Consider the following 24,879-nt stretch of genomic DNA (forward strand, 5'->3'; position numbering starts at 1 on the left):
GCGTCGCCGCCGGCCTGGGGAGTCAGGCCGGTGGAGGACGCCAGGTGTCTGGTCATATACAACCCACATAGGAGAAATACATCATGGCAATCAGTCTGCAAAAAGGCGGCAACGTCAACCTGAGCAAGGAAGCCCCTGGCATTTCGAAGATGATCATCGGCCTGGGCTGGGATGCCCGCGCCACCGACGGCGCCGCGTTCGACATCGACGGTTCCGTGTTCCTGCTGAAGGCCGACGGCAAGGTTCGCGCCGACGTCGACATGATTTTCTACAACAACCTGAAGTCGAGCGACGGTTCCGTCACCCACTCGGGCGACAACACCACCGGCGCCGGCGATGGCGACGATGAAACCGTCGTCGTCGACCTGGCCACGGTGCCAGCCGAGATCGACAAGATCGCCGTCTGCGTCACGATTCACGATGCCGAGGCGCGCAAGCAAAACTTTGGTATGGTATCGAAGGCATACGTGCGTTGCGTGAATGCCAACGGCAACACGGAAATCGCCCGCTTCGACCTGTCGGAAGACGGCTCGGCGGAAACGGCGATGGTCTTCGGCGAAATCTACCGCAATGGCGGCGATTGGAAATTCAAGGCCATCGGCCAGGGATATAAAGGCGGTTTAGGTCCTTTGGCTGCCTCGTTCGGCGTCGGCGTATAAGGTAGCCACACCAAACCTACTGCGCGGTGCGCTTTGCGGCCGGCGATGCTCACCGGCTCGGCGCCCCCGTACTAAAGTACGGTTGCGCTTCTCGGCCACAAATCACATCCGCTCGCTACGGTTTTGTGCGGCACCGTTACTCTGCAGTAAAGGCGGTCTACTGTGTGGAGCGCCCCATCATTATCTAGTTGAGGAAGGAACAGTTGAATGCCGGTTTTTAATGTAACAGGGGACGTCGACCCGTTTCTGCATGTATCGCTGGCCAAGGGCGAGAAGATTTATTGCGAATCCGATGCGATGGTGATGATGGAAACCAATCTTGAGCTGAAAGGCAAGATGACGGGCGGCATAGGCGCCGCGCTGATGCGCACCTTTGCCAACGGGGAATCGTTCTTTCAGCAGCATATCGAGGCCATGCGGGGCGACGGCGACTGTCTGCTGTCGCCCACCTTGCCCGGCGCGATGCGGGTGCTCGAGGTTGGCGCCCAGCAATACATGATCAGCGACGGCGCCTTCGTGGCGGCCAGCTCTGGCGTGGAATTGAAGGTGCGCACGCAAAGCCTTGGCAATGCGCTGTTTGCCCAGAGCGGTGGTTTTTTCATCACCGAGACGGCAGGCAGCGGCCAGTTGGCGGTGTCCGGTTTTGGCGCGATGTCGGAGCTGGAAGTGACGCCTGGCAAGGACGTGGTGATCGATAACTCGCACGTCGTGTGCTGGGACAACCGCCTGCAATACGAAATTTCCATCACGACCGGCAGCAGCGGCGGCTTTCTGGGTAATTTGATCAATAGCCAGACCAGCGGCGAGGGTATGGTACTGAAATTTTCAGGCACGGGGAAAATCCTCGTGTGCTCGCGCAACCGCGCGGCCTTCCTCGCCTGGACGCAAAGCAAGCCGGCGTAAGAGTACTTGATGCAACCAACCAAACAGGAGCTATGCGTATGTCTGTCAATTTGAGCAAGGGCCAGAAGATTTCTCTGGACAAAGAAGCTGGTACCACCCTGACCCGTATCACCATGGGCCTGGGCTGGGATGCGGCCAAGACCAAGGGTTTCCTCGGTTTCGGTTCGAAGACGGAAGCCGTTGACCTGGACGCGTCGTGCGTCATGTTCGACGAGAACAAGGGCACGTCCGATATCGTCTGGTTCCGCCAGCTGAAAAGCAAGGACGGCAGCATTGTCCACACGGGCGACAACCGCACGGGCGCGGGCGATGGCGACGACGAACAGATCAATGTCGATCTGTCGAAGGTGCCGGCGCACGTGAAAAGCCTGGTCTTCACCGTCAACAGCTTTACTGGCCAGAACTTCTCGCAGGTGGAAAACGCCTATTGCCGCATCTTGAATGCGAGCAATAACCAGGAAGTCGCGCGTTTCAACCTGTCTGTGCAAGGTTCCCACACGGCACAGATCATGGCCAAGCTGTACCGCCATAACGGCGAATGGAAGATGCACGCCATCGGAGAAAACGGCAACGGTCGCACCTTTGACGACCTGATGCCCCAAATCTCAGTGCATCTATAAGGAGCAGTACGCAGCGGGCGGGGGACGGACCGGATACCGGCCCTTGTCCGCTGCTCTATTTTGAAGGAGAGTATGTCGTGATGCGATTGCTGATAGCCTTGCTACTTCCGTGTCTCACGTTTTTCATGCTGGGGCGCCCGCTGGCCGGTGCCGCCGCCTTGATCTTGCAGTGCACTGTGATCGGCTGGGCGCCGGCGGCCCTGTGGGCCCTGTACACGGTGAACCAGCATAAGACGGAGCAGGAACTGGAGGGTGCGTTAAGCCGCAGCTACATGCGCAGGCGTAGTCGCTTGATTTAAGGTCGATTGATCTAAATTAACCGGGCGCCAGGAATCCTTGCGCTAAAGCCCGCACGAGCGATCGTGCGGGCTTTTTTGTGCGCGCTCACTTCTTGCAGCGGATCGGCACGTTCACGGAATTGCCGTCCGAACTCAGGTTGCGGTACTGCAAATCTTCGCTTTCGATGGCGAAGCGGGGCACGGCGTGCACATAGCGCTGCTTGCAGACGGTGTCGTCATTGATCAGCTGGCCCGCCAGCATGTAATCGCACAGGGCGAAGCGTGATTCCTCGTCGTCGAGGATCAGCACGCGCGCGGCGCTGTACAGGGCCGATTGCAGGACGTCCGGGCTGCAGTTTTCCGGACCCGTCAGTTTCAGATGGGTTTTCGTCTGCGTGGCCAGGCGCTGCAGCTTGACGAGGGCGGCGCGCTCTTCCTTGCGCGCGCCGTCGATTTGCGCATCGCCGCTGGACAGGCGCAGCGCCAGCGAGGCGATCTGGTCGATGGAAATATGCCAGGCAAAGCCTTCCAGCCGCGTGCGGATCTGGCCCGGCAGGGGATCGGCCGCATCGACCTCGCAGCGGTACTGGCCCAGGTGGGGACGGCACAGCACGGGAATGGCAAAGGCCGACGTGCGCTTGCCCTTGACGAATTTCTGGCTCAAGTCGCCAAAGTTTTCATGCGTGATGGTATCGAAGCGGGCTTGGCCAAAGCCCATCTTGACGAGGTTTTCCTTGCGCTGGCGCGAAAACAGGGCGTCGACGGCATCATAGATATTCTTGTTGAAGATGCGGTCCAGCGGCTGGCGCTCGTCCGACATCTTTTCGAAGACGGCGCTGGAATTGGGTGCGTTGGCATCGATGGAAATGAGGATGAAGGGCTTGCTGTTCAGGCGCAGCGGCACGACGGCCATGTCGTTGCCGTACAGCTGCGTCAGGGCCACGTCCCACAGGGTTTCCACGCCCAGGTTGTCGGCCGCGCCGCCGTCGAACAGGTGCACGTAGGACGGCGATTCGCGCGACTCGGAACCGAGTTCCGGCACGAAACTGTTTTTCGGACGGAAACGCTCGAAGGTGACGGAATCGAACACGCCGGGAAAGGCGGCCGAGGTGGCCACTGCCGTGGCCAGGCGGATATCCTGGATCGGCGAATGCAAGGTGCTGTAGAAATACTCATAGGAAAACACCACGCGCTTGCCGCCATCGGTGGCATCCGTCGCGTTGGCCAGGAAGATGGGGCCGTCGTGCGGCAAGTCCTCGTAGGTTTTCTTGTCGTACAGCACATCGTCGAACACGTCGGACAGGAAGGACGTGCGAGTCTTGTTCGTGAGCAACATCGTCGTCAGGTTGGCCGGTTTCAAAATGGTCTGGCCGAAGAAATCCGTTTTCAGTTTGCTGCGCAGCAAAGGCCAATCCGTCCGCTTGCCATGCAGCGCATAGTAGCCGCCCGCGATGGCGCCGCCCGAAACGCCGGAGATGGCCGAGGCGCCGCTGACGAGGCCGAACTGCTCCAGCTGCTCCAGCGAGGCGGCCGAGAAATTGGCCGCGCGGCTGCCGCCGCCGGACAGGGCGATGCCGATGAAGTGGTCGTTGGGCATCGGGTTCTGGATGCGCGCCTTGGGCGCGTCGATGCGCAGGCGCGGTGTTTCCTGCACGGTGAACGTGCGGTTTTCGACGCCGCGGTTGGGGCGCAGGGCGAGTACCGTGCAGCCGCTCAGCAGCGCAACGAGGATCAAGGGGGCAAACAAGCGTGGATTCATGCGCGATCTGTGCGTAGTCATTGGTTGGGATACGGACGGAAACGTGTGCGATTCTAGCAAATTTGCCGGTGATTACGTATGCAGCTGATACGCGAGGAGGGCGGCGCTGTAGCCGGCGTGTACCAGCATGGGCGCCAGCAGCGCGCCGCTGCGCTCGTACGCGAGGCCCGCGCACAGGCCCAGCACGAAGGCGGGCAGCATGGCGGCGGGCGGATGCATCATGGCAAACAGCGCGGCGGCGATGCCGACCGCCTGCCAGGCCGGCAGTGAGCGGCGCAAGCCGCCCTGCAGCAAGCCGCGGAAGAGGAATTCCTCGCACAGGGGCGCGGCCAGCAGCGTCAGTCCCGCCAGCCATAGTCCGTTGCCATTGATCTGGATCAATGGCGAAGCGGCCGGCGGCAACAAGGCCGCGCAGCCGATGCCGGCCAGCGCCGCGATACAGGCGCCCGCGCTTCCCCAGCACCACGGATGGCGGCCCTGTCCGATGCGCGGCACGCCCGTCGTCCCGGCGCACCAATACACGAGGCGCAGCAGCACATACGTGAGCACGCCGGCCACCTGGTCCTTGAGCAGGATCAACAGCAGGGTTTGCAGAATAAAGAACAGCATGGCGGCGACCAGGCCGTCGGCCGCCGAGACCGTGGCCGGCGGCGAGGCGGCGGGATCGAGCAGGTAGGGCAGCGCGTCGCGCGCCTTTTGCCACAGGGCCACGGCCAGGGCCACCGTCAGCATGACAAACACCAGCTGCTGCCCGGCGCTGCCGGCGGCCAGCGCGGCAATGTACAGGCCGGTGAGCAGCAGATACAGGTACATATAGGCTGGGCGCACCTTTGCCGTTGCCTCGGTGGCCAGCGGGTCGCTGGCAAACACGCCCAGCGCCACGGCGATTGCCGCGTACAGGGGAACGCCGGCCAGCGCCAGCAGCATCAGGCCCGCCGTCTGCCACGACCAGGCGGGCAGCCAGGCCAGCGCCGCGCCGAACAGGATCAATGGATACAGCAGGGCCAGCGCGGCCCACAGCTGCGCCTTTTGCCGCAGCGCCTGCTCGACGGAAACGGGAAACGTGTACAGCAGCCACAGCGCGCCGCCTTCCTTGTTCAGGGTCTGGAAGGCCGACATCATCAGCACGTAGCTGCCGAGGAAAAAGCCGGTGGAGGCCAGCAGGACGGGGTTGGCCAGCAGCGCGTGCAGGTCGCGCGCCTGGCCCGAGAATACCGCCTGGCCGCCGAGGATCAGCAGGGGCAGCAACAGGGTTTGCACGAGAAAATTGCGGTCGCGCAAGAGTAACGTCAGTTCGCGCCGCTGGATCGCCGTGCCGAGGCGCGGGCGCCACCGGCGTGAGGCCGATGGCGCCAGTGCCGGCTTGCGCGCGCCTTCGCGCTGGCCCGCGCCCACGACGCCGTGGCGCAGCTGGCGGCGCAGGATGGCCATGCCCAGCCCCATCAATAGCAGCACTTGCGCCAGCAGCAGGGAGGCAGGCAGCAAGGCGGCGATACCCTCGGCACTGAGCAGCCGTACCAGCAGGCCCGGCGGCGTCCAGCCGCTCCAGGCGGGCATGGCGGCCGCCCATGCATACGCGAAGCCGCCCGTGCCCATGCCGAAGGACATGCCCATATACATGGGCAACAGACCGGCCAGCGAAATCACGGCTTGCAGGTTGCCCAGCTGGGATGGATTGAGCGACAGGCGCAAGCCCGTGTCGACGAGGGTGCGCAGCATGGCGGCCAGGGTCAGCAGGACCAGGCTGGCGAGCAGCGCCGTCACGGGGGACAGCCAGCCCTGGCCCGCATACCAGGCGATCATGGTCGTGCTGGGCCACAGGGCCAGCAAGCCGGCCGGGTTAACGAGCGTGCGTTCGAGCACGCGCGCCCACAGCACGGTGCTTTTCTCGATAGGCAGGGTGACCAGCCATTCCAAGTCCCAGTCCGGCTTCGATAGCTCTCCCATGCCCAGCGGTAGCAGGACGCTGACCAGCCACAGCAGCGCCAGCTGCAGGGTCAGCCCGCCGATCAGCGCCGCGCTGAACGGCGTGGCCATCAATTGCGCGATGACGGAGTCGAGCAGGTGGCTGTCCGTGTACAGGCTGCCGCGCGCCTGGCAGGCGGCCACCTGGTCCAGCAGGCAATGCATGTTCAGTACACTATGGCGGGCGATGCTGCCGAAGGAAAACAGCATGGGCACGAGCAGCAGCGCGCCCGGCAGCCAGCGCCCGCCGCGCTTGCCGGGCGTGGCGGGGCGGCTTTTATTGTTTTTCGTGAAGGAAAGGCCACGGCCGCTGACGTTGAGCAGGCGCTGCAGGCGCAAACGCGTCAGCAGCCAGACGGCGCGCCAGGCGGTGGGCGGCGCCGGTGTCATGCGGTGTCGTCGGTAAGTTGCAAGAACAGGTCTTCCAGGCTGCCATCGCTGGAAAGTTGCCGGCGAATCTCATCCAGGCTGCCCGTGGCCACCAGGGCACCCCGGTGGATGATGGCGACCCGGCTGCACAGCTTTTGCGCCATGTCCAGCAAATGCGTGGACACGAAGATGGTGGTGCCGGCGGCGGCGATGCGTAACAGCCGTTCCTGCACGTCGCGCGAGGCGCGCGGATCGAGACCGTTGATCGGCTCGTCGAGGATCAGCACGGCCGGATCATGGATCAGCGCGCACGCCAGGCCCAGTTTTTTCTTCATGCCCAGCGAGTAATTGACGGCAAAGTCTTCGGCCGCCTCGTCCAGGCCGAATTCCGTCAACAGGCGCGCGGCGCGATCGGCCGCTTCCGCGCGCGAAAAACCATGCATTTCGGCCACGAATTGCAGGATTTCACGTCCGCGTAAATAATCGTAGAAGATGGGGGTGTCGGGCAGGTAGCCCACCTTGCGCTTGACGGCGGCGCCATCGCGGTGGCAATCGAGGTCATCGACCAGCACGCGGCCGGCGCTGGGCACGAGGATGCCCATCAGCATGCGGATGGTGGTGGTCTTGCCGGCCCCGTTCGGACCCAGGAAGCCGAAAACCTCTCCTTTGCCCACCTGCAAGGTCAGCGGCTTGACGGCCTCGAAGGTGCCGTAGTGTTTGGACAAACCTTCGAAGGCGATCATGTTGCACCCAGGGCCGCCAGCAGGCGCCGCTCGCCGTCCGGTGCGATGCGCAGGGCACGGCTGTCGAGTTCGCGCTCGGCCCAGCGCCGGCGCAGGGCCAGCTGCAGCAGCGCCGCCCCCAGCGCGCCACCCACGTGGGCGCGCCGTTCGCTCCAGTCCAGGCAGGCACAGGCGAAGCGGCGGCGCTGGCGCTGCAGTTGCGGCACGTCGATACCCAGCGCCGCCATGCCGGCTGCGCCCGCTTCCGACAGGCGATATTCGCCTTCGCCGCCATCGTCGAGCAGCCAGCCTTGCGCGCGCAACTGGTCGTGCATGGCGACGGCGACCGTGCCGGCCATGTGGTCGTAGCAGGTGCGCGCATGGCGCAAGCGGTCCGGCGTGGTGGGCGTAAAGGGTGTTGCGGGCACGCCGGCCACCACCAGCAGCGCTTCCAGCGCCCGCGCCACCTCCACGCCGGCCAGGCGGTAATAGCGGTGCTTGCCCTGCGCCAGCATCGACAGCAAGCCATCCTCGCGCAAGCGGCTCAGATGGGCGCTGGCCGTCGAGGCGCCCACCTCGGCCAAGGTGGACAATTCCGTGGCTGTGCGCGCATGGCAATCGAGCAGGCTGCACAGCATGCGCGCGCGCGCCGGTTCGGCGATGGCGCCGGCCAGTTGCGCCAGGCCCATGTCGGCCGAGGGAAGCTTGTCATCCATGATTCGTCCGTGGGCGAAGTGTTGTGGTGGAAGGACCAGCATACTCGTGTCCCCACATCACTGCAATGGAATGCGCATGCCGCCCGCCGACCCTTTTTCCGCCGTCACCCACGCGGCGCCGTATGACTACTATCGCCGCCTGGCGGAAGGCCCGCCGCTGCGCTTCGAGGCGTCGCTCGATTGCTGGCTGGCGACGGGAGCCGTTGGCGTGCACGCCGTCCTCGAGCATCCCGCTTGCCGTGTACGCCCGGCCGGCCAGCCGGTACCGGATACGCTGGCAGGCACGCCGTGCGGCGCGATTTTTGCCGAACTGGTGCGCATGAACGAGGGCGAACGGCATGCCGTGCCGAAACAGGTGCTGGCGCGGGCGCTGGGCCAGGTGGACCTGGCGTGCTTGCATGGACGGGTGATGCAGATTGCCGGCGACCGCGTTCCCGGCAGCGCCGCACAGCTGAACGAAGCGATTTTTGAGCTGCCCCTGTTCGCCATGGCGGACTTGCTGGGCTTTGCGCCAGCGCAATGGCCGGCGCTGGCCGCCTGGACGCGCGACTTTGTCGCCTGTTTGTCGCCGCTGAGCAATGGAAAACAACTGGCCGGCGCGCAGCAAGCAGCCGATGCTCTGTTGCAAAGTTTTAGCGTGTTGCTGCGCGAGGGACAGGCGTTGCCCGGCAGCTTGCTGGCCGCTATCGTGACAGAGGCGGATGCCAGGGGCTGGCCGGCATCGGGCGGCGTGCTGGCCAACCTTGTGGGCTTGCTGTCGCAGACCTGCGACGCCACGGCCGGCTTGCTGGGCAATGCCGTCGTGGCCTTGCGCGCGCAGCCGGCCTTGCACGCGCAACTGCGCGCCGCGCCCGAGCGATGGCCGGCCCTGCTGCGCGAGGTCAGCCTGCATGATCCCGCGATCCACAACACGCGCCGCTACACGGCCGATGCCGTGGAACTGCACGGCGTACGCGTGCCGGCCGGGCAGATGATCGTCGTCGTGCTGGCCGGCGCCGGCCATGCGGAGGCAGGCTTTGGCCATGGCCGCCACGCCTGCCCGGGCCAGTCCATCGCGCAGAGCATCGCCACGGCTTGTTTGCAGGCGTGGGCCGGTGCATTGGAAGGCATGCCGCTGGCCTGGTCGTACCGGCCTTCGCAGAATGCCCGCATCCCTGTCTTCAGCGCTGGAGAAATAGCATGATCGCCGTGATTTTTGAAGTCTGGCCCAGCGCGGAAGGGCGCCGGCAGTATCTGGACCTGGCCGCCGCGCTGCGTCCCCTGCTCGATGAAGTGGACGGTTTCATTTCCATCGAGCGCTTCAGCAGCCTGAGCGATCCAGGCAAACTGCTGTCGCTGTCCTTCTTTCGCGACGAAGCGGCGCTGGCGCAGTGGCGGCAGCTGGAAGCGCACCGCGCGGCGCAGTCGGCCGGCCGGCACGGCGTGTTCGACGACTACCGGCTGCGCATCGCCGGCGTGGTGCGCGATTACGGCATGCTGGAGCGGCAACAGGCGCCGATCGACAGCCGCCAGCGCCACGATGCCTGACGCTTAGCGGGGCAGGGCGCCCTGCGTGATTTTCACCTTGACCCGGTAGGTGGGCGCGGCCGCGTTGAGGGCCGGCGGCGTGGCCGGATCGACGTCGAGCAGGGTGAACGTCAGGTGGTTGACGGTCACGGAGCTGGCGGCGCCGGGCATGGACTCGGACAAGACGATATCGGTGGCGCCCGCGCTGTTGAGCAAACTGAAACTGTAGCTGACGTAGCCTTTCCACACGCACACGGCGCCCTTGCGGCAGCGGCTGTCGTTGACGCGCTCGAGTTTCAGGGTATCGGTGGCCGTGATGGCGACCTGTTCGCCCGGCGAGAGCACGTGGGTGACGCTGCGCGGCGTGTTTTCCGCGTCGCCTGCGCTGCCGGCCGCGCCGCAGCCCGCCAGCACGGCCAGGCAGGCGATGAACAGGGGGAGCAACCACGTTCGGTACGATGGATGTAGGTAGTGCATGCTTTTCCTTTCAGTTGGAGCATCCCCTGCGTGGCGTCCACGCATGGAGGAGTAATAATAGCAAAATGATATTTTTGGGGCGCACCATTGGCGCGCTGCGGAGGAATTGACGCGCCGGCCACGCGGCGCGCCGATTACTGCGTAGAATGGCTGTTTTGAAAATCAGGAAACAACCATGAAAAAAACCGACCTGGCCAAAAGCGATGCCAAGAAACTGATGGGAAAGATGAATGTTCCCGGCGCCGGTGCATTCGGTAAGGAAGCGGTGGTCGTCGACCGCCGCGAGCAGCGCAAGCGCGATCAGGCCCTGGGCCTGGTGCCGTTCGCCGTCAAGCTGAACAGCGATCTGGTGTTGCAATTGCAGACCCTGGCCAAGGAACGCGGCGCGGATCTGAATGAATTGGTCGCCGAGCTGATCACCAAGGGCTTGGCTGCAGCATAAGGGCTGACAATGTTTATCTGTTGATAAATATCATTTAGAAGACTAAAAGGCGCCTTGCGGCGCCTTTTGCATTGCGGCATGGCTTTCGATTACACGTAGGCCGCCAGGGCGCCCTTCATTTTCTTCAGCGCCGCCACTTCGATCTGGCGGATGCGCTCGGCCGATACGCCGAACTCTTCCGCCAAGGCGTGCAGGGTGGCGCCGGAACCGTCGTCGTTGGCCAGCCAGCGCGCTTCGATGATGCGGCGCGAACGGGCATCGAGCTTGCTCAAGGCCGTTTCCAGGCCTTCCGATTGCAGGCGCGTCACTTGTTCCGCTTCCAGCACCTTGGTCGGCTCGCTTTGCTCCGACGACAGGTAGGCGATCGGCGAAAACTTGTCGTCTTCATCGTCGGTCGGCGATTCCAGCGCGATGTCGCGGCCGCTCAAGCGCGTTTCCATCTCGATCACTTCTTCGCGCTTCACGTCGAGCAGCTTGGCCAGCGCATCGATCTGCTTCGGCGTCATCGCGTCCAGACCCGTCTTGTGGCTGCGCAGATTGAAGAACAGCTTGCGCTGCGCCTTCGTCGTTGCGACCTTGACCAGGCGCCAGTTTTTCAGGATGTACTCATGCATCTCGGCTTTCACCCAGTGCATGGCGTACGACACCAGGCGCACGCCCTGGTCCGGATCGAAACGTTTCACGGCTTTCATCAAGCCGATATTGCCTTCCTGAATCAGGTCGGCGTGCGGCAAGCCATAGCCCAGATAGCCGCGGGCAATCGAGACCACCAGGCGCAGGTGCGACAGCACCAGCTCTTGCGCGGCGGCCAGGTCATTTTTTTCGCGCAAGCGTTTCGCCAGCGAAATTTCTTCGTCGTGGGTCAACATGGGCAGACGGTTCACGGCCGAGATATAGGCGTCGATATTGCCCAGATTGCCAGTGAACCCGAGGCCCAGCGCATTACTTTTGGTCGGAACCAATGCGGATGTTGCGGACATCATAGTCATGTTTTCTCCCTCGTAGTCTTGCTGTGTTCCAGTTGGCCACATCACACGACGTGGCCTTATCGTCTGTTCTGTTTTGCGTATTCGGTCTTGCACTTTGCAGACCGCGGCACCATCTTCATCTGGCGTCCATGGCGGTTCTGCTGTTGGTATGTCCCTATATTAGCACTCTCTGCCTGAGAGTGCCAATCAGCACATTTAATCGTCCTGATAGCCTAAATGCTATGGTGATTTAATGCTTGATATATATCTCTGAATAGCGCGATATAGCGCTTTACGACAACGTAGCCAGTCTACGGCCTCTGGCTGAAGCGAACCTTAAGAATACTTGCTTAATATCAAGATAACAGCAGATGGGGATGGTGAGGCGCATGGCGGCACCGCAGGCGCCGCCATGGAAAGGAAGGTCAGTTCAGGCGCGCCAGGTGGCGCTGCACGCAGAGGAAGGCGCCGATCAGGCCAAGGCCGGCGCTGACGGCCAGCAAGCCGGCCATCGGCAGCGGCGCCAGCGGCACCAGCTGGAATTCGGACGCGTACAGGCGCGCAAACTCGGCAATTGCGGTATTCAGCGGCTGCAAGGCCAGCGCCACGGCGCCCAGCGCCAGCGCACCGGCGCACAGGCCCAGCAGGGCGCCAGTGTAATAGAAGGGGCGGTGGATGAAAGTATCGGTGGCGCCGATCAGTTTCGAGATGCTGATTTCATCGCGCTGCTGCATCACCTGCAGGCGGATGGTATTGAAGACCACGGCGATCACGGCCACGCCCAGGGTGATCGCCAGCAACAGCAGCACCAGGCGCAGCACGCCCAGCAGGGCCGCCAGTCGCTTGACCCAGGCCGAATCGACTTGCGCCGATTCCACGCCTGGCAAGTGGCGCAATTGTTCCGCCACGGCATCGACGTCCTGCGCCTCGCTGGCGCTGCTGAAGGCGTCCAGTTTCAGTACATAGCTGTCGGGCAGGGGATTGTCGCCCAGGGTGCTCAGCACGTCGGCCAGGCCGTTCTTGTTCTTCAGCGTGTCGAGCGCCTGTTCGCGCGGGATGAAGACGATCTTCGCCTTTTGCTCGCCGACGATCTTGCGCATGGCGCTGGCCAGGGCCACGGCTTGCTCGCGCGGCGTGTCGATCTTCAGGAAGACGCTGATTTCCGGGTCGACCGACATCTGTTCCGACATGGGACGCACATTGTCGAGCATGGTCAAGCCGGCGAACGGCAGCGACAGGGCGATGGCGACGACGAGCACGTTCAAGAGAAAGCCGCCCGGCGACTTGCGCAAGTGAATCAGCGCCGAACCGAGCGCGAAGCGGTGTTGACGGAACCAGCCTCTCATGCCTGTTCTCCCTGCGCGTCGTCCGCATCGGGGGCGGGCGCAAAATCGGGGTCGGGCGGGGCGAAGACGGGCGCCTGCGTGGCCTTGTCGATGGCGACCAGCTGGCCGTTCTTCAGGTGGATCACGCGGGCGGCGGCGTCGAGCATCTGTTCGTCATGGCTGGAAATGAGGCAGGTCACGCCCACCGAGTGGAATGCTTTGAGGGCGTCGAGCACCTTGTTGGCGCTGGCGCGGTCCAGGTTGGCCGTCGGTTCGTCGGCCAGGATGATCTGCGGCCGGTTGACGATGGCGCGCGCGATGGAGACGCGCTGCTGTTCGCCGCCCGACAGCGACAGCGGGCGCGCCATGGCACGGTCCAGCAGTCCCACCTTGTCGAGCGCGGCGCGCGCGCGCTGCTCGGCCGCCACTTTGTGCGCGCCGACGACGAGCAGCGGCAGCATGACGTTGGCCAGGATGGAGCGGTCGTTCAGCAATTTTTGCTGCTGGAAGATCAGGCCCATGTTGCGGCGCAGAAAGGGCACGCCGGCCGGCTTGATCTTTGCCATGTCCTGGCCATTGACGATCAGCTTGCCCGACGTGGGCCGTTCCATGGCGGCGATCATCTTCAGCAAGGTGGACTTGCCGGCGCCGGACGGGCCGGCCAGGAAGACCAGCTCGCCTTTGGCAATATTGAGCGAAATGTCGCTGAGCGCCACGGCGTCGGCGGAGTATTGCTTGGAGACGTGCTGAAATTCAATCATGTATGGGCTTATCCGAGCAGCGCTTCGACAAATTCGGCAGCCACGAAGGGCTGCAAGTCCTCAATTTTCTCACCGATGCCGATGAAATACACGGGCACGGGGCGCACGCGGGCAATCGCCGCCAGCACGCCGCCCTTGGCGGTGCCGTCCAGCTTGGTGATCACCAGGCCGCTCAATTGCAGGGCATCGTCGAAGGCCTTCACTTGCGTGAGGGCATTCTGGCCCGTGTTGCCGTCGATGACGAGCAGGGTTTCATGCGGCGCGCCCTCCATGCCCTTGCCGATCACGCGCTTGATTTTCTTCAATTCTTCCATCAGGTGTAACTGCGTCGGCAAGCGGCCGGCCGTGTCGACCATGACCACGTCGATGCCGCGCGCCTTTGCCGATTGCACGGAATCGTAGGCCACGGCGGCCGGGTCACCCGATTCCTGCGAAATGACGGTGACGTTGTTGCGCTCGCCCCAGACCATCAGCTGCTCGCGCGCGGCGGCGCGGAAGGTGTCGCCCGCGGCCAGCAGCACGGACTGGTTGTTCGACTGCATGTGCTTGGCCAGCTTGCCGATGGTGGTGGTCTTGCCGGCGCCATTCACGCCGGAAATCATCATCACCAGCGGCTTGTGGCGGCCCAGCTCGAAGCGTTTTTCCAGCGGGCTCAGTAGCTCGATCAGCAGCACTTTCAGGGCGGCCTTGACGGCGGCCGCGTCCAGCAGCTTGTCTTCCTTGACCTTTTTCTTCAATTCCGTGAGCAGGAATTCGGTGGCGTCGATGCCGGCGTCGGACATCAGCAGCGCCGCTTCCAGCTCTTCGTACAGGGCGTCGTCGATCTTCGCGCCGACGAACAGCACGGATAAAGTGGTCGAGGTTTTCGATAGGCCCGCCTTCAGGCGCGTCATCCACGATTTTTTCTCGGGTTCGGCGGCCACGATCACGGGCACGAGCTCGGCCGGCGCGCCGCTCAGGGGCGCAGCGGCAGGCTGCGGTGCAGGCGGCGTGGCGGGAAGGACGAGGGGCTCGGCTGGCGCAGCCTCGGGAGCGATGGGTTTTTTCTTGAAGAAACTAAACATGGATGTGTGGTGGCGGGTGCTGACCTAAGGCCCGGCGGCGCCGGACACTGTGTTACGGGCTATTCTACCAGAGCGCGCCCGGCCCTTCATGCTTTACTGTTCGATTGGCAACATTGCGCGGCTATCCACGGAGATCGCCGCAGTTGCCGCGCTTTCCAGCCGGATCAATGGGTTTGCAGGGCCAGCGCCTGGTGGCGGCGGCGCCAGTCGGCGATGCTTTCGTCGACTTGCCGCAAGTCCAGCACATGCAGGAACGAGGGCGGCTGCTTGTACAGCACGGGACTGCGTCCGCCGGCCCACAACTCCATGCTTGGTGGCAAGCTTGCATGCAGCTGCTGCAGGCTGTCGCGCGTCTGCCGCTGCTTGCTGGCGCTGGAAAACGACAGCGCCACGATGTCGGCCCGCTGCGCGCGGGCGGCCGCGACGATGTCCGTCAGCGGCGTTTCCACCCCCAATGACATGCAATGGGCGCCCGCCGCCGCGCACAGCGCCTCGGCCATCAGCAGGCCCAGGCCATGCCGCTCCTGCGGCAAGGTGCTGAGGACGATGCGCGGCGTGCGCATGGACGGGCTGCTTGCTTGCGGCAGGGAAAAGATGGCATGGCGCATCACCGTCTGCAAGGTTTCGCTGTACAGATGCTCTTCATACACGGCCAGTTCGCCGCAGGCCCACGCTTCGCCCACCAGGCCCGTCAGGGGCGCGATGACGTCGATGGTGAAGCTTTTCAAGCCCAGCACGGCCAGCGCCTGGCGCAGGGCCTCACCCAGTTCCGCCATCTGGTGGCCACGGCAGAGGGACAGGTAATGCTCGAGCTGCGGTGCCGGCGCCGCCGGCGCCGCGCTGCCGGCACTGGCCAGCTGCTGCAGTTGCACGGTGCTGTGCTGCATGATCTTGCCCGGACGAAAGCCGAGGTCCAGCAGGCGCTTGACCATGCGCAATTTCTGCACTTGCTCGGCCGGGTAGCTGCGCTCGCCAAAGGCGTCGCGCTGGGGCTGGGGAAAGGCGTAGCGGCGTTCCCAGACACGCAAGGTTTCCTTGGCCAGCCCGGTGTCGCGTTCGACATCGCTGATGCTGAAGGCGGAAGTAGGTTGCAGGTCAGTATCCATACCAGGGGGCTTTGCTCGCTTGCGGAAGAACGTGGCATGCATTTTACGCCTTCCGCCGCCCCGGACCAAATCGCTGAATCCGATTGGAAATTGCTTGCGTATAAGTTTATGTGCGGCTGAGAGCGCTCATTGACATAAATCAATATTTCATCGATTATCCATGAGGCTCATTTTGTCCAGGACAAACTTAATACAGGTGTACTCATGAAAATTGCCGTCGTCGGAGCAGGAATTGCAGGATTGTCGTGTGCCTATCGCCTGGCGCAGGCGGGCCAGGACGTCACCTTGTATGAAGCGGGCGACTACTTTGGCGGCCACAGTCACACGGTCGATGTCACGCTCGATGGCTTCACGCATGGCGTCGACACGGGTTTTCTCGTGTTCAACCACGCCACCTATCCGCACCTGGTGCGGCTGTTTGAGGAACTCGGTGTCGAGGCGGCCGACAGCGACATGTCGTTTTCCGTGAAGATGCCTCTGGGTACTGCCCCCGATGCCCGCGTGCTGGAATGGGCGGGCGCCAATTTCGATACCGTATTTACCCAGCGCAGCAATCTGCTGCGCCCCGCCTTCCTGCGCATGCTGCGCGATATCCTGCGCTTCAACCGCCAGGCCAGCGCCCTGGCCACGGCCAGCGTGCCGGCGCCGGCCATGTCGCTGGGCGAATTCCTCGACCTGCACGGTTATGGCGAGGAATTCCGCCACTGGTATCTGCTGCCGATGGCCGCCTGCATCTGGTCGTGCCCGGCGCGTCAGATGCTGGCCTTTCCGCTGGCCACCTTCATCCGTTTTTGCCACAACCACGGCTTGCTGCAAGTGAGCGACCGGCCCCAGTGGCGCACGGTGCGGGGCGGTTCGCGCGTGTACGTGGAGAAACTGCTGGCAGGCATTCCGCAGCAGCGCCTGGCCTGTCCCGTGCTGGCCGTGCGCCGCCAGTCCCACGGCGGCGCGCGCATGATCGAGCTGCACACGGCCGCTGGCGTCGAGCACGCCGATCACGTGGTGCTCGCTTGCCACAGCGACCAGTCGCTGGCGCTGCTGGCGGACATCCGCGACGACGAGCGCTCCGTGCTCGAAGCCGTGCGCTACCAGCCGAACCGGGCCGTGCTACACACGGATGCGTCCTGTCTGCCGCGGCGGCGCCGCGCCTGGTCGGCCTGGAATTACCAGGGCAGGCCGGCCGAAGAAGGGGAGGCGCCGCAAGTGTGCGTGCATTATTTGCTGAACCAGCTGCAGCCCTTGCCCTTTGCCACGCCCGTCATCGTTTCGCTCAATCCCCTCGATGAACCGGACCCGGCATCCATCCTCGACGAGTTTTCGTATGCCCACCCCGTGTTCGATGGCGCGGCCATTGCCGCCCAGGCGCGCCTGGCCGGTTTTCAGGGCGCGCAGCATACGTGGTTCGCGGGCGCCTGGACGGGCTATGGTTTCCACGAGGACGGCTTGAAGTCGGGCCTGGCCGTGGCGCAAGTGCTCAATGACATGGCGGCGGCGGAGCTTGGCCATGCCGCGTGATCCCACGCAGCCGGCCCGGCCGCAGCCCCAGCTGTGCCTGGGGCGGGTGCGCCATGCGCGCCTGCGCCCGCGCGCGCATGCCTTTGCTTACGGCATGTTTTATCTGCGCCTGCCCTTGCGCAGCATGGGGATGCAGGATTTCCCGGCACGCTGGATCTCGCGCAACGGCGCCAATGTGCTGTCCTTCCGCGACAGCGACCATGGCGATGGCGCGACGCCGCTGCTGGACTGGATCGATGGCTTGCTGCGCCAGCATGGCGTGCTGGACGCGGGCGGCGAAATCTGGCTGCAAACCATGCCGCGCATGTTCGGCTATGTCTTCAATCCCGTCAGTTTCTGGTTTTGCCACCGCCCGGACGGCGCCTTGCGCGCCGTGGTCTGCGACGTGCGCAACACCTTCGGCGAGCGTCACCTGTACCTGCTCGAGCAAGGCGGGTCCATCGCCTATGGCAGCGAATTGCAGGCCAGAAAAATTTTCCATGTCTCGCCGTTTTGCAAGGTGGAAGGGCATTACCGCTTTCGTTTCCTGCGCAACAGCGAACACGATGGCGAACGCCACCTCGCCCGGGTCGATTACGATGATCTCGACGGTCCGCTGCTGCAGACGAGCTTGTCCGGCACGGCGCAGCCGCTGCGCGATGGCGCCATCGCCTGGGCCCTGCTGCGCTACCCATTGATGACGTTTGGCGTGATGGCGCGCATCCATTGGCAAGCCTTGCGCCTGTGGCTGCGCCGCGTGCCGTTTTTCAGCAAACCCCACCCTCCACAAGAAAAGGTGTCCCGATGAGCTCCGATTCCCTGCCGACCGGCCTGCATGCGCGCAGCAGTTCCACCCATTTGCATGGGCATGTGCATCTGGATATGCCCGCTTCCGCGCGCATGATCGTGCGCCTGCTGCAAAAATTACAATATGGCGCCCTGCGCCTGCGCACGCCGGACGGCAGTATCCTGCTGTATGGCGACGGCAGTCATCCCGTCACCCTGGACTTGCACAACTGGCGCCTGTGTGCGGCCGTCCTGCGCTCGGGCGACATCGGCTTTGCGGAAACGTTTATCGCCGGCGACTGGCGCACGGACAATCTGCCGGGCTTGATCGAATTGATGATACGCAACCGCGCGCAGATCGAGTCCTTGATCTATGGCAACTGGTGGGGCAACCTGGCCTATAAGCTGCGGCATTTGCTCAACCGCAATTCGCGCGCCGGCAGCAAGAAGAATATCCACGCCCATTACGACATCGGCAACGCCTTCTATCAGCTGTGGCTGGACCCGTCGATGACGTATTCGAGCGCCCTGTTCAGCGAGGGCGCCAGCCTGGAACAGGCGCAAGGGGCGAAATACGCGCGCATCGCGGATCAGCTGCAGCTGCAGCCTGGGGCGCGCGTGCTGGAAATCGGCTGCGGCTGGGGCGGCTTTGCGGAAACGGCGGCGCGCGATTACGGCGCCCAGGTGACGGGGCTGACCTTGTCGACCGAGCAGCTGGCGTATGCGCGCCAGCGCCTGCAGGACGCGGGGCTGGCGGCGCAGGCCGACTTGCGGCTGTGCGATTACCGCGACAGCGATGGCCAGTACGACGCCATCGCCTCGATCGAGATGTTCGAAGCCGTGGGGCAAAGCTACTGGCCCGGCTATTTCGCCTGCGTGGCGCGCAACCTGAAGCCGGGCGGACGGGCCTGTATCCAGACCATTGTCATCGCCGACGAATTGTTCGAGCGCTACAGCAAGAGCACGGATTTCATTCAACAGTACATTTTCCCGGGCGGCATGCTGCCGTCGCCGGCCGAGTTCCGCCGCGCCGCCGAGGCGCAGGGCTTGCGCGTGGTGGACGCCTTCCGCTTTGGCCTCGATTACGCGGAAACCCTGCGCCAGTGGCGCGCCAGCTTCCTGGCCCAGCGCATGGCGCTGGAAAAGCAGGGTTTCGATGGCCATTTCCTGCTGACCTGGGAGTTTTACCTCGCGTATTGCGAGGCCGCCTTCCAGGCGCACAACACGGATGTGATGCAATTTACCCTGGTGAAGGACTGACCATGCGCCGCCTGCTTGCCACCGTTGTGCTGTCATTGACCATGTTGGGCGCCGCGGCCGCGCCGCCGGCCTTTGTCGCCGCCGACGTGCCCGAAGCCCGGCTGGCGGGGGAGGGCGAATACACGTGGTTCGGCATGCGTATTTATCGGGCGCAATTGTGGGTGGGCGCGAACGGTTATCAGGGCGCGGCGTCGGCAACGGCGCCTTTCGTGCTGGAATTGCGCTACGCGCGTTCGCTCGACGGCAAGAAGATCGCCGAGGCCAGCTATGAACAGATGCAGAAAATCGGCGCCGGCACGCCGGAGCAGCGCCTGGCGTGGCTGGGCAGCATGCAGCGCATCTTCCCGGATGTGAAGGAAGGCCAGCGCATCGCGGGCGCCTACCGGGCCGGCATCGCGCCCGGCGTGCGCTTTTACCTCGACGGCAAGGTGCTGGCCGACGTGAGCGATGGCGATTTCGCGCGCGCCTTTTTTGCCATCTGGCTGGCGCCCGAATCGACGGCGCCCAAGCTGCGCGCGGCCTTGCTGCAGAGTGCGGCGCCGCTGCCATGAACGCCGGGGCCAGCGCGTTGAGCTTGCCTGCCCTGTTCAGTTATGGCCTGTTCGGCTTGCCGCTGGCCATGCTGGCGCTGCCCATCTATATCTATGTGGCGCCGTTCTATGCGCAGCGCAGCAGTCTAGACCTGGCGCAGATCGGCGCCGTGCTGCTGGCGGCCCGCATCGCCGCCGCCTTCATCGACCCTGCCCTGGGCGCCTGGATGGCGCGCGGCGGGCGCGCGTATGCCGTGTATGTCGGCGCCGCGCTGCCCTTGCTGCTGCTGGGCTTTGGCGCCCTGTTCCATCCGCCGTCCATGCAGGAGGCGGCCACCCTGGCCTGGTTCCTGGCAGCCTTGCTGCTCGTGTATGCCGCCTATGGCCTGGCCGGCATCGCGCACCAGAGCTGGGGCGCGGCGCTCACCCAGGCGCCCACGCAGCGGGCGCGCGTGGCGGCCGTGCGCGAAGGCTGCGGCTTGCTGGGCGTGATCCTGGCGGCGGGGCTGACTTCCGTGCTTGGTTATGACGGCTTGTCGCTGGCCTTTGCCTTCTGCCTGCTGGCGGCGGGTGCGCTGCTGCTGGCGCGCGCGCCGCGTCCCGCGTTGCGCAGCGCCGGGGAAACGGTTTCCGGCAATGGCTGGAAGCTGCCGTTTCGCCAGCGCGCGTTCCGCTGGCTGTTCACTGTTTTGCTCGTCAATGGCGTGGCGGCCGCCATCCCCGCCACCCTGTTCCTGTTCTTCGCCGGCGACTACTTGCGCCTGGGCCATTACGCGGGACCCTTCCTGATCGTCTACTTTTGCGCGGCGGCCGCCTCGATGCCCGTGTGGGTGGCGCTGGCGCGCCGCTTTGGCGAGGCGCGCGCCTGGGGCGGCGCCATGCTGCTGGCCGCGACCGTGTTTGTCTGGGCATATGGCCTGGGCGCCGGCGCCGCCTGGGGCTTTGCCGCCATCTGCCTGCTGTCGGGCCTGGCGCTGGGCGCCGACCTGGCCTTGCCGCCGGCCCTGCTGGCAGGGTTGATCGGCGCGGCCGGTCATGCCGGGCGGCACGAGGCGGCGTATTTCGGCTGGTGGAACTGGGGCGTGCAAATGAGCCTGGCGCTGGCGGCCGGCATCGCCTTGCCCCTGCTGGGCTGGCTCGGCTATGTGCCGGGCGGCAGCAAAGGCTTGCCGGCCTTGTCTGCCGCGTACGCCTTGCTGCCTTGCGCCCTGAAACTGCTGGCGGCGCTGCTGCTGTGGCGGACGCCCTTGCAACATATATATAGCGAACATCGGGAGAACCACGCATGCGCCTCATGACATTGTATGCACGCGGCATGGCGGCCGCCTTGCTGCTGGCGCTGGCCGCCTGCTCCACGCCGCCCACGCCTGCCACGTACGCGCAGGAAACACCCAAGCTGGATCTGCAGCAGTACTTCAATGGCACGCTGGACGCGCATGGCATCTTCCAGGACCGCTCCGGCAAGGTCGTGAAACGCTTCACCGTCGTGATGCGGGCCAGCTGGGCGGGCGAGATCGGCACCCTGGACGAGGATTTCACGTATGCGGACGGCAGCCGGCAGCGGCGCGTGTGGACCCTGCGCAAGACGGCGCCCGGACGCTTTATCGGCACGGCGCCCGATGTGATCGGGGAAGCCGTCGGCGAAGTGGCCGGCAATGCGCTGCGCTGGCAATACGTGCTGGCGCTGCCCGTCGACGGCACGGTCTACCACGTCGACTTCGAGGACTGGATGTTCCTGATGGATGACAAGGTCATGCTCAACCGCGCCGCCATGAGCAAGTTCGGCTTCAGCCTGGGCGCCGTCACTTTATCGTTCAGCAAGCGTCCACAGGCGGCCCCATGAATCGCAAGATCACCAGCTGGGCCGGCAAGCGCGTGTGGATCATCGGCGCGTCGAGCGGCATCGGCGCCGCCTGTGCCACCTTGCTGCTGCAGCAGGGCGCCTGCGTGGCCCTGTCGGCCCGCCACCGCGCCAGCCTGGAGCAACTGTGCGAGGGACAGCCGCTGGCGCAGGCCTTGCCGCTCGATATCACCCAGCATGCGCAAGTGCGGGCCGTCTGCGTGGCATTGCAGCAGCAGTGGACGCATATCGACCTGATCCTGGTCGTGGCGGGCGGCTATCAGGCCATGCGCGCCGACAGTTTCGACCTGGAAGCGGCGCAGGGCTTGCTGGCCCTGAACGTGGGCGGCGTCTTCAATTGCCTGGAGCAGGCCCTGCCGTGGCTGTTGCGCCAGGGCAGCGGCGGCATCGGCATCGTCGGCTCGGTGGCCGGCTATGGCGGCTTGCCCAAGGCGCTCGCGTATGGCGCCAGCAAGGCGGCGCTGATCAATCTGACGGAATCGCTGTATCTGGATTTGCATGGGCGGGGGATTGACGTGTATCAAATCAACCCTGGTTTTGTCGCCACGCCGCTGACGGCGGGCAACGATTTCACCATGCCTGCGCTGATGACGGCGCAGGACGCGGCCGCCGCCATGCTCGACGGCATCGAACGGGGCCAGTTCCACATCCATTTCCCCAAACGCTTCACGAATACCATGCGCCTGGCACGGCTGTTGCCGTACCGCGCCTATTTTTGGCTGATCCGCAAGGTGACGGGCCTATGAACGCGACCATGGACGGCCCGCTGGCGCGCCTGGTGGCGTTTTACGAGCACCTGAGCCTGGAAAGCCTGGCCCAGCTGGGCGCCGTGTACGCGCCGGACGCCCGCTTCAAGGACCCGTTCAACGAAGTGGTGGGCCATGCCGCCATCCTGGCCATCTTCGAGCACATGTTCGTGCAAGTCGATGCGCCCCGGTTTGTCGTGCTGGAAAGCCTGGGGCAGGGGGAGCAGGCGTTCCTGACATGGGAGTTTCATTTCCGCATGAAACGCCTGGTATCTGGCGAACAGTGCATTCGTGGCGCAACGCATGTGCGCTTCGATGCGCAGGGACGGGTGGTCGTGCACCGCGATTATTGGGATGCGGTGGAAGAATTGTATGAAAAACTGCCGTTGCTGGGCCCTTTCATGCGCCTGCTCCGGCGCGCAAGCCGGAACTAGCATTTTTTCTTGATGCTTTTAAGCAAAAAATGCGAAAAAGAAAAAGTAAATTGTGCGGAATGGGGCTGACGAAAACTTGATTTCAATCAAAGTGTCGTTTTTTAGACACAAATATGTCAAAATATTGAGAAGGCAACATTGTAAGAAATTGTTTCAACTGATGTGCAATTTGCAAGCAAGAGTCGTCCTCATCCGTTCGAATCGGCGCGCTGCGGCGTTGGCTGGAAAACATGGAAAACATTTCTATGTGAGCAATTTAAATTACCGGAAAGTCAGTAATTGTATTGTCACTCTGCCTATTTTCCTGACGCGCGCGCCGACGTCGAAAATGGCGCCTACGCCCCTGAATAATGCGGCAACGCACCAAAAGCGGGCGCATGAATTCCCGTTTTTGGGCGTTCGGCAGCAAACATTGGCGATGCCGTGTATGCTTCGTCCCGTTTATCCATTATCGCCTGACAAATTGTGCGCTTTGTCGCGTAAATATTCGAGGGAAAATGATGGGTAAAGCATGTTGACGTTTTAATCACTCGCCTGATACTGTTGCACTAATACAACGGGTGCCAGCATGCCATGCGCTATGATGGAATGGTCAATCAGGCCAATGCATTGGTTGGCAAGGGGCACTGGCTCTGTCGCGTAGTACGGTTGGCGATGGTCGGGATGCCTGAAAAAGCCCCCGGCCTGGTACCGGAAGTAACATGTTGGAACTTGATGGAATGTGAAACGGTCGTTATAGTGCCGCTTCCGGTGCCCTTTGAGCACCGAACCGGCGCACGAATGACGGTCGTTATGCAGCCTTCAAGCTTATCGGTGCAATAGCGTGCCGATACCGATATGAATGTTCCCCTGACCGGAACAGCAATGTGGCAGGTGGAGACCTTGCCCTCACTCATAAAAAGCGCTCTGTTAGAGCGCAGCTCGAGATGCATAGGCTGTATTACTTTTTGCTTCAAAAATTAAAGGAAATCGCAATGAAAAAAACTCTGATCACCCTGGCAGTTCTGGCAGCAGCCACTGGCGTAGCCCAAGCTCAATCGAGCGTTGTTATCTACGGTACCGTTGACGCTGGTTTCGTCAGCGAGCGCGGCGGTGTTAACGGCAACGTTAACAAACTGGACAGCGGCATTGCTTCGGCTTCCCGTATCGGCTTCAAAGGCACCGAAGATCTGGGCAGCGGCCTGTCGGCTCTGTTCGTTCTGGAATCGGGCTTCGGCGTTGACAACGGTCAACAAGACGTTGCAGGTACCTTGTTCAATCGTCAAGCTTACGTTGGTCTGAGCAGCAAAACGACCGGTACCCTGACCCTGGGTCGTCAATACACCCCTTGGTACAACACCCTGTCGAAAGTTGCTGATCCATTCGCAGCTGGCTACGCTGGTTCCGCTAAAAACTTGTTCCCAGCGAACACCCGCACCAGCAACACCGTGCTGTACACCTCGCCAAACTTCAACGGCTTTGACGCTGACGTGGCTTACACCTTCGGCGAAAACGCTGAGTCGAACAAAATCGGCCGCAAAATCGGCGCGTCGGCTGGCTACTCGAACGGTCCTCTGAACGCTCGTATCGCTTACAACAACACCAGCAACGACACCGCGCTGACCGAAACCGGCAGCGGCCGTAACTACCTGGCTGCAGCTAACTACGACTTCGCAGTTGCAAAAGCTTACGTCGCTTATGGCGTGAACAAAGGCAACAACAGCGCCATCCGCAACAACGGCAATGTGAACGCGTTTAACTACACTTCGGCTGGCTACAGCACCGACAGCAACAACATCCTGGTCGGCGCAACCGTACCTGTTGGCCCAGCTGGCACCGTAATGGCTTCGTTCATCCGCACGAACGACAAAACCAACGCCAATGCTGACGCTGATCAATGGGCACTGGGCTACTCGTACGCTCTGTCGAAGCGCACCAGCACCTACGCTTCGTACGCTAAAATCAAGAACAAAAACAACGCTGGCTACACCGTTGGTAACAACAGCAATGTTGGTACGGGCGACAAAGCCTTCAACGTTGGCGTTCGTCACTCGTTCTAATATTCGCGCAAGCGAAGCTTAGTACCGCTGCCAGCATCCCTTCGGGGATGCTGATAGGCAAGGAAACGCGTCTCCAGGCTAGTCCTGGC

General features: G+C 63.3%; 26 protein-coding genes. 16 read left to right on the plus strand and 10 right to left on the minus strand.

Annotated features, from left to right (window positions below; all coding sequences use genetic code 11):
* Positions 1 to 83 precede the first annotated feature (83 nt).
* The 4 genes from AC07VH_RS24630 to AC07VH_RS24645 all read left to right on the plus strand — a co-directional run bounded on the left by AC07VH_RS24630 (position 84) and on the right by AC07VH_RS24645 (position 2,481).
* Positions 84 to 659 carry a TerD family protein gene (locus AC07VH_RS24630; RefSeq protein WP_070222543.1) on the plus strand — a complete coding sequence of 192 codons (576 nt, stop codon included), beginning with the start codon at positions 84 to 86 and terminating at the stop codon, positions 657 to 659.
* Positions 660 to 866: 207 nt separating this feature from the next.
* On the plus strand, positions 867 to 1,562 hold the full coding sequence (locus AC07VH_RS24635; protein WP_475414692.1) for a TIGR00266 family protein: 696 nt from the start codon (positions 867 to 869) through the stop codon (positions 1,560 to 1,562).
* Between the two features lie 38 nt (positions 1,563 to 1,600).
* Positions 1,601 to 2,182, plus strand: coding sequence for a TerD family protein (locus AC07VH_RS24640; protein WP_070290121.1), 582 nt, complete (start codon positions 1,601 to 1,603; stop codon positions 2,180 to 2,182).
* Positions 2,183 to 2,262: 80 nt separating this feature from the next.
* Positions 2,263 to 2,481 carry a hypothetical protein gene (locus AC07VH_RS24645; RefSeq protein WP_034784905.1) on the plus strand — a complete coding sequence of 73 codons (219 nt, stop codon included), beginning with the start codon at positions 2,263 to 2,265 and terminating at the stop codon, positions 2,479 to 2,481.
* A gap of 85 nt (positions 2,482 to 2,566) precedes the next feature.
* Here AC07VH_RS24645 and AC07VH_RS24650 read toward each other — a convergent pair whose 3' ends face one another.
* The 4 genes from AC07VH_RS24650 to AC07VH_RS24665 all read right to left on the minus strand — a co-directional run bounded on the left by AC07VH_RS24650 (position 2,567) and on the right by AC07VH_RS24665 (position 7,991).
* Positions 2,567 to 4,219, minus strand: coding sequence for a patatin-like phospholipase family protein (locus AC07VH_RS24650; RefSeq protein ID WP_494788583.1), 1,653 nt, complete (start codon positions 4,217 to 4,219; stop codon positions 2,567 to 2,569).
* Positions 4,220 to 4,291: 72 nt separating this feature from the next.
* Positions 4,292 to 6,574 (minus strand): CPBP family intramembrane glutamic endopeptidase, encoded by a 2,283-nt coding sequence (locus tag AC07VH_RS24655; protein WP_494788584.1) that lies wholly within the window; start codon positions 6,572 to 6,574, stop codon positions 4,292 to 4,294.
* On the minus strand, positions 6,571 to 7,296 hold the full coding sequence (locus tag AC07VH_RS24660) for an ABC transporter ATP-binding protein (protein ID WP_475414695.1): 726 nt from the start codon (positions 7,294 to 7,296) through the stop codon (positions 6,571 to 6,573). Before AC07VH_RS24660 ends, AC07VH_RS24655 begins: the two co-directional genes overlap by 4 nt.
* Positions 7,293 to 7,991 carry an ArsR/SmtB family transcription factor gene (locus tag AC07VH_RS24665; RefSeq protein WP_494788585.1) on the minus strand — a complete coding sequence of 233 codons (699 nt, stop codon included), beginning with the start codon at positions 7,989 to 7,991 and terminating at the stop codon, positions 7,293 to 7,295. Before AC07VH_RS24665 ends, AC07VH_RS24660 begins: the two co-directional genes overlap by 4 nt.
* Before the next feature lie 76 nt (positions 7,992 to 8,067).
* On the opposite strand from AC07VH_RS24665, the gene AC07VH_RS24670 reads away from it, so the two are divergent.
* Together AC07VH_RS24670 and AC07VH_RS24675 are read left to right on the plus strand one after the other, a co-directional pair.
* Positions 8,068 to 9,174 carry a cytochrome P450 gene (locus tag AC07VH_RS24670; protein WP_494788586.1) on the plus strand — a complete coding sequence of 369 codons (1,107 nt, stop codon included), beginning with the start codon at positions 8,068 to 8,070 and terminating at the stop codon, positions 9,172 to 9,174.
* Positions 9,171 to 9,518 (plus strand): antibiotic biosynthesis monooxygenase family protein, encoded by a 348-nt coding sequence (locus AC07VH_RS24675; protein WP_494788587.1) that lies wholly within the window; start codon positions 9,171 to 9,173, stop codon positions 9,516 to 9,518. Before AC07VH_RS24670 ends, AC07VH_RS24675 begins: the two co-directional genes overlap by 4 nt.
* Positions 9,519 to 9,521: 3 nt before the next feature.
* Here the strand turns inward: AC07VH_RS24675 and AC07VH_RS24680 are convergent, their stop codons facing one another.
* Entirely contained in the window at positions 9,522 to 9,974 is a 453-nt protein-coding gene (locus AC07VH_RS24680; RefSeq protein ID WP_494788588.1) for a hypothetical protein, read from the minus strand.
* A gap of 175 nt (positions 9,975 to 10,149) precedes the next feature.
* On the opposite strand from AC07VH_RS24680, the gene AC07VH_RS24685 reads away from it, so the two are divergent.
* Positions 10,150 to 10,416, plus strand: coding sequence for a hypothetical protein (locus AC07VH_RS24685; RefSeq protein ID WP_070290134.1), 267 nt, complete (start codon positions 10,150 to 10,152; stop codon positions 10,414 to 10,416).
* Between the two features lie 89 nt (positions 10,417 to 10,505).
* Here AC07VH_RS24685 and rpoH read toward each other — a convergent pair whose 3' ends face one another.
* The 5 genes from rpoH to AC07VH_RS24710 all read right to left on the minus strand — a co-directional run bounded on the left by rpoH (position 10,506) and on the right by AC07VH_RS24710 (position 15,640).
* Complete coding sequence (gene rpoH / locus AC07VH_RS24690; protein ID WP_070222520.1) at positions 10,506 to 11,399, minus strand: RNA polymerase sigma factor RpoH; 894 nt, start codon at positions 11,397 to 11,399, stop codon at positions 10,506 to 10,508.
* A 410-nt stretch (positions 11,400 to 11,809) separates the two neighbouring features.
* Positions 11,810 to 12,730, minus strand: a complete 921-nt coding sequence (gene ftsX, locus AC07VH_RS24695; protein ID WP_070222518.1) for a permease-like cell division protein FtsX — start codon at positions 12,728 to 12,730, stop codon at positions 11,810 to 11,812.
* A complete protein-coding gene (locus AC07VH_RS24700; protein ID WP_494788589.1) occupies positions 12,727 to 13,470 on the minus strand; it encodes a cell division ATP-binding protein FtsE in 744 nt (247 codons plus the stop codon). The genes ftsX and AC07VH_RS24700 overlap by 4 nt, the downstream gene beginning before the upstream one ends.
* 8 nt (positions 13,471 to 13,478) lie before the next feature.
* The gene (ftsY, locus tag AC07VH_RS24705) at positions 13,479 to 14,534 is read right to left on the minus strand and encodes a signal recognition particle-docking protein FtsY (protein ID WP_475413875.1); all 1,056 of its coding nucleotides are present in this window, start codon (positions 14,532 to 14,534) and stop codon (positions 13,479 to 13,481) included.
* A 164-nt stretch (positions 14,535 to 14,698) separates the two neighbouring features.
* Positions 14,699 to 15,640 carry a MerR family transcriptional regulator gene (locus AC07VH_RS24710; protein WP_489628841.1) on the minus strand — a complete coding sequence of 314 codons (942 nt, stop codon included), beginning with the start codon at positions 15,638 to 15,640 and terminating at the stop codon, positions 14,699 to 14,701.
* A 204-nt stretch (positions 15,641 to 15,844) separates the two neighbouring features.
* Between AC07VH_RS24710 and AC07VH_RS24715 the strand changes: the two genes are divergently transcribed.
* The 9 genes from AC07VH_RS24715 (at position 15,845) to AC07VH_RS24755 (ending at position 24,790) form a co-directional block, all read left to right on the plus strand.
* Positions 15,845 to 17,155: an NAD(P)/FAD-dependent oxidoreductase gene (locus tag AC07VH_RS24715; RefSeq protein WP_494788590.1), complete on the plus strand. Its 1,311-nt coding sequence runs from the start codon at positions 15,845 to 15,847 to the stop codon at positions 17,153 to 17,155.
* Positions 17,145 to 17,942, plus strand: coding sequence for a DUF1365 domain-containing protein (locus AC07VH_RS24720; RefSeq protein WP_494788591.1), 798 nt, complete (start codon positions 17,145 to 17,147; stop codon positions 17,940 to 17,942). Before AC07VH_RS24715 ends, AC07VH_RS24720 begins: the two co-directional genes overlap by 11 nt.
* Positions 17,939 to 19,180, plus strand: coding sequence for a class I SAM-dependent methyltransferase (locus tag AC07VH_RS24725; protein WP_494788592.1), 1,242 nt, complete (start codon positions 17,939 to 17,941; stop codon positions 19,178 to 19,180). The genes AC07VH_RS24720 and AC07VH_RS24725 overlap by 4 nt, the downstream gene beginning before the upstream one ends.
* A 2-nt stretch (positions 19,181 to 19,182) precedes the next feature.
* Complete coding sequence (locus AC07VH_RS24730) at positions 19,183 to 19,731, plus strand: chalcone isomerase family protein (protein WP_494788593.1); 549 nt, start codon at positions 19,183 to 19,185, stop codon at positions 19,729 to 19,731.
* Entirely contained in the window at positions 19,728 to 21,008 is a 1,281-nt protein-coding gene (locus AC07VH_RS24735) for an MFS transporter (RefSeq protein WP_494788594.1), read from the plus strand. Before AC07VH_RS24730 ends, AC07VH_RS24735 begins: the two co-directional genes overlap by 4 nt.
* Positions 20,996 to 21,553, plus strand: coding sequence for a DUF3833 domain-containing protein (locus tag AC07VH_RS24740; RefSeq protein WP_475413882.1), 558 nt, complete (start codon positions 20,996 to 20,998; stop codon positions 21,551 to 21,553). Before AC07VH_RS24735 ends, AC07VH_RS24740 begins: the two co-directional genes overlap by 13 nt.
* A complete protein-coding gene (locus AC07VH_RS24745; RefSeq protein WP_475413883.1) occupies positions 21,550 to 22,317 on the plus strand; it encodes an SDR family NAD(P)-dependent oxidoreductase in 768 nt (255 codons plus the stop codon). The genes AC07VH_RS24740 and AC07VH_RS24745 overlap by 4 nt, the downstream gene beginning before the upstream one ends.
* Positions 22,314 to 22,751, plus strand: a complete 438-nt coding sequence (locus tag AC07VH_RS24750) for a nuclear transport factor 2 family protein (protein ID WP_494788595.1) — start codon at positions 22,314 to 22,316, stop codon at positions 22,749 to 22,751. Before AC07VH_RS24745 ends, AC07VH_RS24750 begins: the two co-directional genes overlap by 4 nt.
* Positions 22,752 to 23,725: 974 nt before the next feature.
* Positions 23,726 to 24,790 (plus strand): porin, encoded by a 1,065-nt coding sequence (locus AC07VH_RS24755; protein WP_475413885.1) that lies wholly within the window; start codon positions 23,726 to 23,728, stop codon positions 24,788 to 24,790.
* Positions 24,791 to 24,879 lie beyond the last annotated feature (89 nt).

The organism is Janthinobacterium sp. GW821-FHT03C10, from assembly GCF_059420865.1.

What these genes read in the sequence shown, in the direction of transcription:
- AC07VH_RS24740 (WP_475413882.1), top strand. Translation starts at nt 20,996, where the DNA reads ATGCGCCTCATGACATTGTATGCACGCGGCATGGCGGCCGCCTTGCTG.
- AC07VH_RS24675 (WP_494788587.1), top strand. Translation starts at nt 9,171, where the DNA reads ATGATCGCCGTGATTTTTGAAGTCTGGCCCAGCGCGGAAGGGCGCCGG.
- ftsX (WP_070222518.1), bottom strand. Translation starts at nt 12,730, where the DNA reads ATGAGAGGCTGGTTCCGTCAACACCGCTTCGCGCTCGGTTCGGCGCTG.
- AC07VH_RS24655 (WP_494788584.1), bottom strand. Translation starts at nt 6,574, where the DNA reads ATGACACCGGCGCCGCCCACCGCCTGGCGCGCCGTCTGGCTGCTGACG.
- ftsY (WP_475413875.1), bottom strand. Translation starts at nt 14,534, where the DNA reads ATGTTTAGTTTCTTCAAGAAAAAACCCATCGCTCCCGAGGCTGCGCCA.
- AC07VH_RS24725 (WP_494788592.1), top strand. Translation starts at nt 17,939, where the DNA reads ATGAGCTCCGATTCCCTGCCGACCGGCCTGCATGCGCGCAGCAGTTCC.
- AC07VH_RS24715 (WP_494788590.1), top strand. Translation starts at nt 15,845, where the DNA reads ATGAAAATTGCCGTCGTCGGAGCAGGAATTGCAGGATTGTCGTGTGCC.
- AC07VH_RS24665 (WP_494788585.1), bottom strand. Translation starts at nt 7,991, where the DNA reads ATGGATGACAAGCTTCCCTCGGCCGACATGGGCCTGGCGCAACTGGCC.
- AC07VH_RS24670 (WP_494788586.1), top strand. Translation starts at nt 8,068, where the DNA reads ATGCCGCCCGCCGACCCTTTTTCCGCCGTCACCCACGCGGCGCCGTAT.
- AC07VH_RS24750 (WP_494788595.1), top strand. Translation starts at nt 22,314, where the DNA reads ATGAACGCGACCATGGACGGCCCGCTGGCGCGCCTGGTGGCGTTTTAC.
- AC07VH_RS24685 (WP_070290134.1), top strand. Translation starts at nt 10,150, where the DNA reads ATGAAAAAAACCGACCTGGCCAAAAGCGATGCCAAGAAACTGATGGGA.
- AC07VH_RS24730 (WP_494788593.1), top strand. Translation starts at nt 19,183, where the DNA reads ATGCGCCGCCTGCTTGCCACCGTTGTGCTGTCATTGACCATGTTGGGC.
- AC07VH_RS24745 (WP_475413883.1), top strand. Translation starts at nt 21,550, where the DNA reads ATGAATCGCAAGATCACCAGCTGGGCCGGCAAGCGCGTGTGGATCATC.
- AC07VH_RS24720 (WP_494788591.1), top strand. Translation starts at nt 17,145, where the DNA reads ATGCCGCGTGATCCCACGCAGCCGGCCCGGCCGCAGCCCCAGCTGTGC.
- rpoH (WP_070222520.1), bottom strand. Translation starts at nt 11,399, where the DNA reads ATGATGTCCGCAACATCCGCATTGGTTCCGACCAAAAGTAATGCGCTG.
- AC07VH_RS24645 (WP_034784905.1), top strand. Translation starts at nt 2,263, where the DNA reads ATGCGATTGCTGATAGCCTTGCTACTTCCGTGTCTCACGTTTTTCATG.
- AC07VH_RS24735 (WP_494788594.1), top strand. Translation starts at nt 19,728, where the DNA reads ATGAACGCCGGGGCCAGCGCGTTGAGCTTGCCTGCCCTGTTCAGTTAT.
- AC07VH_RS24650 (WP_494788583.1), bottom strand. Translation starts at nt 4,219, where the DNA reads ATGAATCCACGCTTGTTTGCCCCCTTGATCCTCGTTGCGCTGCTGAGC.
- AC07VH_RS24710 (WP_489628841.1), bottom strand. Translation starts at nt 15,640, where the DNA reads ATGGATACTGACCTGCAACCTACTTCCGCCTTCAGCATCAGCGATGTC.
- AC07VH_RS24680 (WP_494788588.1), bottom strand. Translation starts at nt 9,974, where the DNA reads ATGCACTACCTACATCCATCGTACCGAACGTGGTTGCTCCCCCTGTTC.
- AC07VH_RS24640 (WP_070290121.1), top strand. Translation starts at nt 1,601, where the DNA reads ATGTCTGTCAATTTGAGCAAGGGCCAGAAGATTTCTCTGGACAAAGAA.
- AC07VH_RS24630 (WP_070222543.1), top strand. Translation starts at nt 84, where the DNA reads ATGGCAATCAGTCTGCAAAAAGGCGGCAACGTCAACCTGAGCAAGGAA.
- AC07VH_RS24755 (WP_475413885.1), top strand. Translation starts at nt 23,726, where the DNA reads ATGAAAAAAACTCTGATCACCCTGGCAGTTCTGGCAGCAGCCACTGGC.
- AC07VH_RS24700 (WP_494788589.1), bottom strand. Translation starts at nt 13,470, where the DNA reads ATGATTGAATTTCAGCACGTCTCCAAGCAATACTCCGCCGACGCCGTG.
- AC07VH_RS24660 (WP_475414695.1), bottom strand. Translation starts at nt 7,296, where the DNA reads ATGATCGCCTTCGAAGGTTTGTCCAAACACTACGGCACCTTCGAGGCC.
- AC07VH_RS24635 (WP_475414692.1), top strand. Translation starts at nt 867, where the DNA reads ATGCCGGTTTTTAATGTAACAGGGGACGTCGACCCGTTTCTGCATGTA.